Source organism: Duncaniella sp. (genome assembly GCF_029056165.1).
Lineage (GTDB): Bacteria > Bacteroidota > Bacteroidia > Bacteroidales > Muribaculaceae > Duncaniella.
Genome location: NZ_JAIDBW010000012.1, coordinates 236,303 through 248,131 on the forward strand (window position 1 = coordinate 236,303; position 11,829 = coordinate 248,131).

General features: G+C 50.3%; 9 protein-coding genes. 3 read left to right on the forward strand and 6 right to left on the reverse strand.

Translation table 11 applies throughout. The annotated features are described in order from the left end of the window. Positions 1-152 precede the first annotated feature (152 nt). The 4 genes from nifJ to frc form a co-directional block, all read right to left on the reverse strand. Positions 153-3,770, reverse strand: a complete 3,618-nt coding sequence (gene nifJ, locus K2G41_RS02910; protein ID WP_300114151.1) for a pyruvate:ferredoxin (flavodoxin) oxidoreductase — start codon at positions 3,768-3,770, stop codon at positions 153-155. A 116-nt stretch (positions 3,771-3,886) separates the two neighbouring features. Next, entirely contained in the window at positions 3,887-4,870 is a 984-nt protein-coding gene (locus K2G41_RS02915; protein WP_300114154.1) for an AEC family transporter, read from the reverse strand. A 106-nt stretch (positions 4,871-4,976) separates the two neighbouring features. Next, the gene (gene oxc, locus K2G41_RS02920) at positions 4,977-6,710 is read right to left on the reverse strand and encodes an oxalyl-CoA decarboxylase (RefSeq protein ID WP_300114157.1); all 1,734 of its coding nucleotides are present in this window, start codon (positions 6,708-6,710) and stop codon (positions 4,977-4,979) included. A gap of 144 nt (positions 6,711-6,854) precedes the next feature. Continuing rightward, the gene (frc, locus tag K2G41_RS02925; protein ID WP_300114160.1) at positions 6,855-8,165 is read right to left on the reverse strand and encodes a formyl-CoA transferase; all 1,311 of its coding nucleotides are present in this window, start codon (positions 8,163-8,165) and stop codon (positions 6,855-6,857) included. A 269-nt stretch (positions 8,166-8,434) separates the two neighbouring features. Here frc and K2G41_RS02930 point away from each other — a divergent pair, with 269 nt between their 5' ends. From K2G41_RS02930 to K2G41_RS02940, 3 genes are read left to right on the forward strand one after another with little or no spacing between them, the layout of a single operon-like run. Then, complete coding sequence (locus K2G41_RS02930; RefSeq protein WP_300114163.1) at positions 8,435-9,037, forward strand: chromate transporter; 603 nt, start codon at positions 8,435-8,437, stop codon at positions 9,035-9,037. Then, complete coding sequence (locus K2G41_RS02935; protein ID WP_300114166.1) at positions 9,034-9,603, forward strand: chromate transporter; 570 nt, start codon at positions 9,034-9,036, stop codon at positions 9,601-9,603. Before K2G41_RS02930 ends, K2G41_RS02935 begins: the two co-directional genes overlap by 4 nt. Positions 9,604-9,621: 18 nt before the next feature. Continuing rightward, complete coding sequence (locus K2G41_RS02940) at positions 9,622-10,908, forward strand: folylpolyglutamate synthase/dihydrofolate synthase family protein (RefSeq protein WP_300114169.1); 1,287 nt, start codon at positions 9,622-9,624, stop codon at positions 10,906-10,908. Positions 10,909-10,912: 4 nt separating this feature from the next. Here the strand turns inward: K2G41_RS02940 and K2G41_RS02945 are convergent, their stop codons facing one another. Next, the gene (locus K2G41_RS02945) at positions 10,913-11,212 is read right to left on the reverse strand and encodes a nitrous oxide-stimulated promoter family protein (protein WP_300114172.1); all 300 of its coding nucleotides are present in this window, start codon (positions 11,210-11,212) and stop codon (positions 10,913-10,915) included. Further along, a complete protein-coding gene (locus tag K2G41_RS02950) occupies positions 11,205-11,681 on the reverse strand; it encodes a CYTH domain-containing protein (protein WP_300114174.1) in 477 nt (158 codons plus the stop codon). Before K2G41_RS02950 ends, K2G41_RS02945 begins: the two co-directional genes overlap by 8 nt. Between the last annotated feature and the right edge of the window lie 148 nt (positions 11,682-11,829).

Consider the following 11,829-nt stretch of genomic DNA (forward strand, 5'->3'; position numbering starts at 1 on the left):
TATGTAGCGCCGTAGGTTTCGCAGTTAATTAAGACGTTAATAATGGGCACTTGACGCATCAGAATATCAACATTTCAAAAAAAACAGCCGTTGATATACTACATACTTATACTATAATGCGCGGAGCTTTGATTTTGTTCACGCATTACCCATTATTTTTTATCGGCAATATGACGTAGCTCATCCATATTTCGGTTACAGTCCTGTTGGAGTTCAGGCTGGAGGATGCCTGCTTCCTTGGGGTCGATCATATTCAAATCCACATAACGATCCTCACTGACAATATATTCTGCAATATTTTTGAGCGGTTCGGAATTGGTGTAGCGAGGAGAGGCGGTGAGTTCCGATGAACCGTTTGTACCGCTGTTGTCAGGGCCGGGGATGGGAGAGTCGATGGTGAGTGCGTTCTCGCCCTTCGCGTAGGCTTCGGGATTGAAACGATAGAGAGGCCAGTAACCGGCTTCGACCGCACGCCGCTCCTCCACAATCGAATGACCGAGTCCGGGTCGGATTCCGTGGTTGAGACATGGACAGTAAGCGATCACTATTGCAGGACCGGGATAGCGTTCGGCCTCGGCAAGAGCATTGATGGCCTGCTGATAATTAGCACCGAGCGAGATGGAAGCCACATAGACTGAACCGTATGTCATCATCATGCGTCCAAGCTCTTTTTTGGCTACGCGTTTGCCGTCGGGTGAATATTTTGCCACAGCGGAGCGCGGGGTGGCCTTTGAGGTCTGACCGCCTGTGTTGGAATAGCATTCGGTGTCCATGACAAGGATCTTGATGGGTTCGCCGGAAGCAAGCACATGGTCGAGACCCGCAAAACCGATGTCGTAGGCCCAGCCGTCACCACCGATGGCCCATACGCTTTTCTTTGCGAACATATCGGAGGCATCAAGTAGGTTTGCATAGGCTGAATCCACTTCTTTAACCGGTTCGAGCATAGCTTTAAGCTGCTCGCCCGTTGTTGCGGAGAGTTCAGGATCATCTTTGGCGGAATACCACGCTTCGAGAGGCTCTTTCAGATAGGGGAGTGTGGAGGGGGAGTCGATCAGCTCTTTCACTTGTTCGGCCACTCGCCGACGACGCTGCTCTACGGCAACGAGCATACCGTAGCCGTACTCACCGTTATCCTCGAAAAGTGAATTGCCCCATGCAGGACCTTTACCCTGCGGATTGGTGCAGTAAGCGTTGGAGGGGAAGTTTGCCCCCCAGATGGAGCTACAGCCCGTAGCGTTGGCGATGAGCAATCTCTCGCCGAAAAGCTGGGTGAGCAGCTTGACGTATGGTGTCTCTCCGCATCCTGCACAAGCTCCTGAGAATTGGAGGCACGGTTGCTGCAACTGCGATCCGTTGACGGTGGTACGCGGCAGAATATTGTCTTTGAGCGTGACGTTGTCCTGAGCCCATTCCAACATCGGAACTTCCTTTTCAAGCACATCTTCCAGAGGTGTCATTGTCAAAGCATGACCCGGACAGATGATGGAGCATGATGAGCAGCCGAGACAGTCTTCAGGATAATTCTGAATATGGAATTTGTAACCCTTGACGCTTGCCGGACCATTGAAATCCTTCATGGCGAAGCCTTCGGGAGCTTTGGCCGCTTCTTCGGGCGAAAGTACAAACGGACGGATTGCTGCATGAGGACAAACGAGCGAACATTCGGTGCATTCAACGCACTTGTCCGCATCCCATACGGGGACACGCGTGGCTATACGGCGATGTTCGTAGGCAGTAGTTCCCATCGGAAGTATGCCGGCAGGATCGAGGGCTGAAACAGGGATAAGATCTCCCTTACCCTTTATGCACGGAGTATGTATGTTCTTGATAAATGACTCCAGTGTCTTATTATCGAATTTCAGTTCGCGTTGTTTCTTTGTTTCCGGTGTTGTGGTCCAGCCGGCGATAGAGTCATAATCAACGGACTGGAGAGCATCCAATGCCATTGAGACGGCTTTCAGATTTCGTTGCACCACCTCTCCGCCTTCGTGGATATAAGTCTTTTGGATCTGATCCTTGAGAGCGGCGAAACTATCCTCGAACGGAACTATTTCACTGAGATGCAGGAACACCGTCTCCATCACCATGTTTATGCGTGGGCCGAGACCGCATTGCGCTGCTATGCGGTCAGCGTCAATATTGTAGAATCTGAGTTTCTTTTGCGCGATTGTCTGGCGCATTTCAAGTGGCAGGCGTGTCGCCATCTGCTGAGGTGTCCAAGGAGAGTTCAGGACGAATATTCCGCCATCCTTGATTTTATCGAGCATGGTGAAACGGTTGACGTATGAGGTCTTGTGACAGCCCACATAGTCCGCCCCATCAATGCCGTAGGCCGATGTGACAGGAGCTTTGCCTATACGCAGCTGCGAGATGGTGTAACCCCCGGATTTCTTGGCTGAATAGCTGAAATAAGCCTGTGCATAGAGTCCCGGAGTGTTGCCGAGTATCGATGCCACCTGCTTAGTTCCGCCTACAGTACCGTCATTACCGATTGCATAGAATATTGTCTGATAAGTCCGGGCGGCAACGTTGGTCTCTACGTTTTCAGTCACATCGATTGACAGATGCGTCACATCATCGTTGATTCCGATTGTGAATGGATTCTGTGGCTTTTCTTTGGCCATCTCATCGAATATCGCTTTTACCATCGAGGGATCGAACTCTTTGCTCGAAAGACCGTAACGACCGCCGATGACACGAATCTTCTCAGCACCATCAACACCTGAAAGAGCTGTGATCACATCCTGACATAGTGGTTCGTGCTGTGCGCCCGGTTCTTTCGTGCGGTCGAGTACTGCTATGGTCTTTACGCTTTCCGGCAATGCATTGCGGAATGCTTCTACCGGGAAGGGACGGTAAAGCCTGATCTTGATGACACCGGTCTTGTAGCCTTTCTCCCGGTTGAGATAATCGACGGTCTCGCTCACAACATCGGCGGCAGAACCGAGAACGACAATCACGCGGTCAGCGTCTGGCGCGCCACTGTAATCCACGAGATGATATTCACGTCCGGTGAGTTTACCCACCTTATCCATTGCTTCCTGCACGATTGCCGGGAAAGCGTCGTAATACTTGTTGGGGGCTTCACGGTTTTGGAAATAGACATCGGGATTCTGAGCCGAGCCCCTTTGGTCAGGGTGCTCCGGATTCATGGATTTACGGCGGAATTCGTTGACCTTGTCCCAATTTACGAGAGGGCGCATGGACTCATAGTCTATCACATCTATCGTATCCATTTCCGACGAAGTCCGCCAGCCGTCAAAGAAATGGAGCACCGGCAGCGAGCCCTCGATGGCTGCAAGATGAGCCACGAGGCCAAGATCCATAGTCTCCTGAACGGAGGATGATGCAAGCATGGTGAAACCGGTGGGGCGGCACGCCATCACATCCTGATGGTCACCGAAAATCGAAAGAGCGTGAGTGGCAAGCGAGCGGCATCCGACATGAAAGACTACCGGAAGCAATTCTCCGGAGATTTTATACATGTTAGGGATCATGAGCATCAAGCCCTGTGAGGCTGTAAAAGTTGTCGCAAGTGCTCCGGCTGCAGCTGCGCCATGCACTGCACCGGCCGCACCGAGTTCGCTTTCCATTTCGCGGACTTCAAGAGGCTGACCCATCAGGTTGCGCCGTCCTTCGAGACCCCATTTCTGGGCTGTGTCGCCCATTGAGGCTATCGGCGTGATTGGATAGATTGTTGCTACGTCGCTAAGGGCAAAGGCCACATGAGCAGCGGCCGTGCATCCGTCAAGAATCTGTTTTTTCATCTCGGTGGGCTGTATTAGTGGGGGGATGGTGGAGTATTGTATAAATAGTGGACATAAGGGAGAGTCAGTCCCTTATGCCCTGAATATTACTTTGATCTGTCTATAGTAGGACACGGTTAGATACCTGAATTAACGCATAGGTCTGTGATCCATATCCAGAGAGGACAGAAGCCGATGAAGAGGATCACTGAGAGAGTCAGTGAAGATGTACCGGTTGCGACATAGGTGTCGTTCTCATCGGCAATGATGATACCTGAGAATGCAGGCGGAAGAGCTGCTGCCACGACAAGCATCTTGAGGTTGTTGGGCTCCATGTGGAAGAGTATGCCGAGTGCCAGAACTATTGCGGGCATCACAATCATCTTCATGATTGAGCCGAGGATAACCTGCCAGTTGATTGAGAACTTGATGGATGAGAGTGTGATACCAGCCGAGAACACTGCCAACGAGGCGTTTGCCTTTGCGATAAGGTCAAATGAAGGACTAAGTTCCTTAGGCCAAGGTATGCCGGCGAGAACCCATACGACTGCAAGGATAGGAGCCCATGCTACCGGCTGTGCGAGAGCGTGAAGCACCGGTTTCCATGCCGATTCCTTCTTGCCGCTCTTCGCAGCACCCTGCTTTTCAAGCGACGCATTCATCAGCGACAGGCCCACAGGGATACCGATGGCGTTGACCACGATTCCCACAATGGCTACGACCAATGCTACGGAAGGAAGGCCTACGGTTGAGTCGAAGATAGGCTCAAGCACTGCAAACCCAAGGAAACCGATGGTAGGCGAACCACTGATAAGCGCGCTGACAGCGGCATCAGCTCCGGTGTTCTTTTTGAAGCAGTATTTGAAGATGAAATAGACGAGCATAAAACAGCCCATGATGCCTATGACCGACACGAGGGTCAGGTTGACATACTTGGCAAGTTCGGCGCGCGATGACTGGACGATTGACACGAACAGTGCTGCCGGGAGTGCGAAGTCAAGCACGACCTTATTGAATTTCTTTGAGTCATCTCCGTTGAAGACACCCTTTTTTCCGGAAATGAATCCGGCAAGCATGACCACCACAATAGGTACGATGGCGTACAATATAATGTGTAACATATTCTTACTTTATTTAGTGAGTTATTCTTGCTTAAAAACAAACTCGGAGCTCAGGGAGTGGATAGGTCTTGGCTTCCTGAACTCCGGGTTTAAAGGAGTGTCTGGATTAGACAGTGTATTCAATCAGGGGAGTCGGGTTGAGGTAGCCGATATGACCGCTCTCTTTGCCTGAGTCGGCAGCGAGCTGAACATTGATGATCGACGGCTTCTTTGATGCGATTGACTCTTTGAGTGCTGCTGTAAGCTCTTCGGGAGTGGAGACATAGTAGTTGGCCGACCCGAAAGCCTCGCCGATCTTTTCATATCGGGCGTTGATGTCAAGGGTGGTAGGAGCTGGCTCATCCTTGCCGGAGGGGTCAACACCTATACCGTTGTAGATACCGCCGTTGTTGAAGATTACGACCGTACAGGGGAGCTTGTAGCGACAGATAGTGGCGAAATCCATGCCGGAGAATCCGAAAGCAGAGTCACCTTCGACTGCTACTACGCTCTTGCCGGTGGCGACTGCTGCACCGATGGTAGAACCTATGCCCATACCCATGATTGACCATGACGCACAATCGACACGATGGCGGGGGAGAGCCATGTCAACAGAATCGCGGGTATCGTCAAGAGTATTCGCACCCTCGTTGATGAGGATTACATCGGGATTTGATTCAAGTACAGGTTTGATAGCTGCGATTGCGCTCCAATGGGTCATAGGAGTAGCAGTGAGTGCATCTTTGAGACGGGTCTCGAACTTGGCGTTCTTCTCCTTGCTCTCAGCCTGAAGCGAAGTGAGCCATGCGGGATCTGCCGCCATCTTCTTGCCCTTCATCTCACTGAGGATTGCTTCGAGCGAGAGATTGAGGTCACCGATTACAGGGGCTGCAATAGGCACGTTGCGGTCGATTTCAGTAGGCTGGACGTCGAGCTGTACGAACTTCACGTTGGGATTCCACTTGCCACGGCCGAACTGGAGCATCCAGTTGATACGTGCGCCGACGACCATCACGACATCTGCCTGCTCCATAATGGTGCTTCGGCATGAAAGTGCGCTCAGAGGACCGTTGTCGGGCATCAGACCCTTTGCCATCGACATTGCGAGATAGGGAATATTATAGGTCTCGATAAGCTCCTTGATGTTGTCGTCAACCTGAGCATAGGCTGCGCCCTTGCCGAGGAGGATTGCCGGATGCTTGGCGTTGAGCAGGAGGTCAGCAGCACGCTTCACGGCTTCATTGTTAGGAGCTACGGGAGTATAGATGTCAACCGGAGTGTAGAAGAGCTTCTCGGCATCTTCGCGGTTCATGATCTCAGCGAGGGCGGGGGTTGCCATGTCGATATACACACCGCCGGGACGACCGCTGACGGCTGCACGGTAAGCACGGGCTACTGCAGATGGAATATCTTTTGCATGGCTGCAACGGAAAGCGGCCTTGACATAAGGACGGGCGGCGTTGAGCTGATCAAGCTGCTCGTAGGTTCCCATGTCCATATCGACCATTGTAGGGTCGCTCGCACCAGAAATCTGAATCATAGGATAGCAGTTGACAGTTGCGTTGGTGGTGGCGGTCAGGCCGTTGAGGAAGCCGAGAGAGGATACAGTTAGCAGCACACCGGGCTGACGTGTGAGATAGCCGTGGGTTGCGGCGGCCATGCCGGCCTGCTGTTCGAAGCGGAAACCATAGTAGTTCATGCCAACCTTCTGCATTGCATAGGCGACTTCAGTTACAGGGATACCTACAAGGCCATAGACATCGTTAAGACCGAGACGGTGAAGAGCCTCGGCGAGTATATACATACCCGTTACTTGTTCGGGAAAATGAGGTGCAGCAGGAGTTGATGTGGTATTTGCCATAGTGATAGATAGAATTGATGAATGATTATATGAATGTTGAGAAAAAAAGGAGGGGACAACCGGCAATTGCACGTTTTCCACAAGACAATTTCCGATTGTCCCCTCCGGTGTTAAGTTATCTGTTGATTGTGAGTATCTGTACGATTACATCTGACCGTTTGCGAGAGGTGCGGTAGTACCATTCTTGGCAAATGATGCGATCTGATCGTCGGTGTAACCAAGGTTCTTGAGGACTTCATCGGTATTGCCACCGAGTGAAGGTGCAGGGCCGTAAGTAGGCTGGTAGTTGCTGAGAGTGAACGGGCAACCTACGGTAACGAATTCACCGATCTCACCACCCTGATTGATCTTTACGAGGGTGTTACCATCGTAAAGGGTTTCATCACTCATGATCTCCTTGGTAGAGAGCACAGGACCTACAGGAACACCTGCCTTGCCGAGGATATCGGTGACCTCAAACTTGGTCTTGTCCGCAGTCCATTCACCGATACGTTTGTAGATGGCCTGTTTGTTGCGGTCACGGGCATCGGCGGTGTTGAAATCAGGATTGGTAAGCCAATCCTCGAAGCCGACTGCCTTGCAGAACAGTTCGAAGTCCTTGGCACCGCGCTGAAGAATAATATAAACGTAGTTGTTGGCATCAACGGCAGAGTCCATGTCGCCGGCAGGCTTACACTTATAAGTCCATCCGAGGACACCGCCACCTTCGATATTGCCTGCACGGGGCACGCAATCGCCGAATTTTCCGTTAGGATACTGCGGGAACTGGGTCAGATAACCGATCTTATCGAGGGTAAGCTGGTCACGGGTCTTGATACGGCAGAGGTTAAGACATGCGTTGTGCATTGACTGATAAACGTAGCAACCTTCGCCTGTCTTGTTACGCTGCTGGAGTGCTGCTAGAAGACCGATGAGGAGGTGCATACCGGTATTGGAGTCACCGAGGGCTGCACCGCTCTGTGTAGGAATATTGTCTTCGCCTTCAAACCAGCCGGTGGTTGAAGCGGCAGCTGCAGTCACCTGTGCGATAGGCTCGTAAGCCTTGAGGTCTTTATACTTTGATGAAACAGGGAAGCCCTTGATAGTACCGTAGATACACTTAGGGTTGAGCTTGTGGACCACCTCCCAGCTGAAGCCGAGTTTGTCCATTGCTCCCGGATGAAGGTTCTCTACAAAAATGTCGGCCTCCTGAATAAGTTTGGTAAGAATAGCCTTTCCGTCGGGAGTCTTGGCATCGAGTGTGAGCGACTTTTTGTCAGAGTTAAGCTGAAGGAAGTAGTAGCTGGGCAGATCAGGATTGAACTGAAGTTCTTTACGGGTTGCATCGCCGACTCCGGGGCGTTCGATCTTGATTACGTCTGCGCCGAGCCATGCGAGCATCTGAGTACATGAGGGACCTGACTGGACTTCAGTAAAGTCCACTACCTTAATTCCTTGAAGAGGAGCTGTTGTCATAGTGTGTGTTGATTAGATTGATGATTTATATTTTTTATCTGTATCGGTTGTATTTCGTTGATTTCAACTCAGGTGATTGAATTTTTTTGACGCTATTGAGCTGAAATCGTGTCATTGAAACTTTCAACCTTTGCTATTATAACAAGATAAAAAACTAAAAGTTTGTTTTTTTATTCTCATAATATACTTTTTTGTAATTTTGTAATCCGAAATCAATATTTATCGGTGTTTAACATTTGGAATTAAACATAGTAATCAGGGATCAGCTTATGAATAATATCTGTCTTCAGCTTTTTCTGTCGTTCTTTAAAATAGGTGCTTTCACTTTTGGCGGAGGCTGGGCCATGATCTCGATCATCGAGAAAGAGATTGTGGATAAGCACCATTGGATAGAGCGCGAAGAGTTCCTCGATCTTCTTGCCGTGGCTCAATCGCTTCCGGGTATTTTAGCGGTGAACATATCAGTGGCAGTCGGCGATAAACTCAAGGGTATGCGTGGGTCACTTGCAGCAGCTGCCGGTTGTATTCTTCCTTCATTCCTGATAATTCTTTGTATAGCCATCTTCCTTACTCCTGATCTGATAAAGAACAATCCGACTTTATCGGCGATCTTCAAGGGCGTGCGTCCGGCCGTTGTCGCGCTTATCATCGCACCCGTGATCACATCGGCCAAGGCTGCCAAGATCGGTTGGAAAACGATAGGCATACCGATTGCCGTGGCTCTCCTGATCTATTCCAAGTGGCCGGTTGTGTCTAATCCTATATTATATATAGTGCTTGGCGGTTTCTTCGGATGGCTGTGGTTTTCCCACCATGTGAAATCGCTTCAGAAAGTCGAGGATGAAGTTAGAAAGGAGGATGAGGAATTATGATTTACCTTAGATTGATCTGGGCCTATCTGAAAATAGGTCTTTTCGGATTCGGTGGCGGTTATGCCATGCTCGCGCTTATCGAACGTGAGATCGTTGGGCCGGGGTGGATAACCGAACAGATGTTTACGGACATTGTGGCCATATCGCAGATGACACCCGGCCCGATCGGTATAAATTCGGCCACATATATCGGATATGTTGCTCCCGGAGAGTACTCCGAAGCTTTCGCCTCACCGCTTTTCGGTGTATTGGGCTCGCTGTTGTGTACGTTGGTTGTAGTCCTGCCTTCGTTTATATTGGTAGCTTTCACGAGTCATCTGATAAGCCGCCATAAGGACAGTGTGGTGGTTAAAGGCATTTTTGCCGGCCTGCGCCCCGTTGTGGTAGGACTGATCGCTTCTGCAGCCATGCTTCTGATGAATGCGGCCAATTTCGGTGAGGATACAACGCAGTTGCTCTGGAGTATTGCTCTGTGTGTGGGAGCATTCGTTCTGGTCTATTGGGTAAAATGGCATCCGATACTCATCATCTGTCTCGCAGGGTTTGCGGGATGGCTGATTTATTAATTTTATAAGCTGACAGCTATGACTTACAGTGAAGCTATAGAGTTTCTTTTCAATTCTCTTCCGGTGTTTCAGCGCGAGGGAGCTTCGGCATATAAACCGGGGCTGGGAACTTCTCACGCATTGGATGATATTTTCGGTAATCCTCACCTCGCTTATCCACCCATACATATAGCAGGCACTAACGGCAAGGGTTCGACTGCCCACACGATTGCCGCCGTGCTTGCGCGTGCGGGATATAAGACAGGTCTCTATACCTCACCGCACATCTTTGATTTCCGTGAACGTATCAGGGTGAACGGTAGAAAAATTTCGGAGAAGGCTGTGGTTGATTTCGTCGAACGGTGGAAAGCTATGTCAACCGATCTCACACCGAGTTTCTTTGAGCTTACCTCGACCATGGCTTTTGAATATTTCAAAAAAGAGAATGTTGATGTGGCTGTGATCGAGACCGGATTAGGAGGACGGTTGGATTCGACAAACATTATCACTCCGATATTGAGTGTAATCACAAATATCTCCCATGACCACACGAATCTACTTGGCGATACCCTTGAAAAGATAGCGTTTGAGAAAGCCGGTATAATAAAGAAAGGTGTTCCTGTAGTGATCGGTGAATTGCAGCCTGAGACAATAAATGTCTTCGGGCAGAAGGCCGCGCAGTCAGACGCACCATTGTTGGTGGCAGAACCTGTCGAGGCTATAGTCCGGGAGAATGCTATCGACTATCCGCATACACCTTTCGGAGCTGTCAGAGGGGAGCTCGCAGGTGAATGTCAGGTCAAGAATACCGCCACGATACTGTGCAGTCTCGTATGTCTGCGGGATCTTGGTTTCAGGATCACGGATGAGGCTGTGAGAGACGGGTTTGCACACGTCTGTGAAGATACCGGCCTTATGGGACGATGGATGGTGCTGGACAACGATCCGCTTACTGTCTGTGATACCGGTCACAATATAGGAGGATGGGAGTATATAGCCTCGCAGCTGTCATCGCGTAAGTCAGGCAGGGTGCATCTGATCGCAGGATTTGTCAACGATAAGGATATTTCAGCCATATTGAAGAAGATCGGAGGGCTTGGTGAGAATGTCGCCCTTTATTTTGCCTCGCCGTCAGTGCCTCGCGGGCTTGCTGCGGCCGATCTTGCACGGAAAGCGTCGGAATTCGGTCTTTACGGCGAGGTGATTCCGGATGTGAACGATGCATTGGCGCAGGCTCGTCAGTGTGCGGCCAAGGATGATATGATCCTGATCGCCGGAAGTAATTTCCTGTTGGCTGATCTTAGGCTTGATAAGGAGGAGTGCTGACGAATCAGATGTGACGTAGTACCTCAAGCGGTGCATAGAGGATCATCCGTGGGCCGGAGAAGCGCATGACGATGCGTATGCGCTCACGCATTGACGGTGAGTAGCAATGGATGGTGCAGCGACGGCATGATTCTTTATTCTCGCCGAATGGACAATGTGTCAGTCGCTTGGCCGCATAATCAAGAAGAGTGCGGCAGTCATCGCATAGCTCCGCGTTTCCCTCTTTCCGCCGGCAGTAAATGCGTATCATAACTCCTATGATACGTTTTTCTTTTTCTATACGTGAAGCCCCTCGTCTAAACATTTTGCTCAGGGACTCCGGGGGTTGTTGAAAGTACGGAATTGTAGTAACGTGGATCGCCTGAAACCTCACGGCCTATGAATGATGGAAGCGGTGGACAGCAATCGGCTGACGGCATTTCAATCTCAGCCACAATCAGGCCGTCATGCCTTCCGTGGAAACAGTCAATCTCCCATTTCCAACCTTCGAAATCCACAATATAGCGGGTTTTGTCAATTGAAAATCCTCCGGTAAGCCGCTCCGCCATCTCAACGGCATCAGTGAGCGGGACCGGATACTCCCACTCATCGCGGATCACGCCCTTATTGCGCCCCTTGACGGTTAGGAAGGCGGAGTCATCCTTTATGCGCAGACGCACTGTGGCGTCGGGGTTATCCGAAAGATAGGTCTGTCTGATCCTTGTCGAGGAAATGGCCTGTTGGATGAAAGATGTGTTATTAACCAGAAACTTACGTTCGATTTCTTTTGCCATGGACGGGTGGGTGATTGTTAAAAGAGTGAAAATGAAGAGAGACCATGATGGTTGATAGCTGCAGAATGACTAACTTTGCAAAGTTAAAGAAGATTGTAACTATTTGCAACAGTTTGATATGTCTAATTTGCGCCTGCATCTGCGCATT

What these genes read in the sequence shown, in the direction of transcription:
- K2G41_RS02930 (WP_300114163.1), top strand. Translation starts at nt 8,435, where the DNA reads ATGAATAATATCTGTCTTCAGCTTTTTCTGTCGTTCTTTAAAATAGGT.
- K2G41_RS02915 (WP_300114154.1), bottom strand. Translation starts at nt 4,870, where the DNA reads ATGTTACACATTATATTGTACGCCATCGTACCTATTGTGGTGGTCATG.
- oxc (WP_300114157.1), bottom strand. Translation starts at nt 6,710, where the DNA reads ATGGCAAATACCACATCAACTCCTGCTGCACCTCATTTTCCCGAACAA.
- frc (WP_300114160.1), bottom strand. Translation starts at nt 8,165, where the DNA reads ATGACAACAGCTCCTCTTCAAGGAATTAAGGTAGTGGACTTTACTGAA.
- K2G41_RS02945 (WP_300114172.1), bottom strand. Translation starts at nt 11,212, where the DNA reads ATGTTTAGACGAGGGGCTTCACGTATAGAAAAAGAAAAACGTATCATA.
- K2G41_RS02935 (WP_300114166.1), top strand. Translation starts at nt 9,034, where the DNA reads ATGATTTACCTTAGATTGATCTGGGCCTATCTGAAAATAGGTCTTTTC.
- K2G41_RS02940 (WP_300114169.1), top strand. Translation starts at nt 9,622, where the DNA reads ATGACTTACAGTGAAGCTATAGAGTTTCTTTTCAATTCTCTTCCGGTG.
- nifJ (WP_300114151.1), bottom strand. Translation starts at nt 3,770, where the DNA reads ATGAAAAAACAGATTCTTGACGGATGCACGGCCGCTGCTCATGTGGCC.
- K2G41_RS02950 (WP_300114174.1), bottom strand. Translation starts at nt 11,681, where the DNA reads ATGGCAAAAGAAATCGAACGTAAGTTTCTGGTTAATAACACATCTTTC.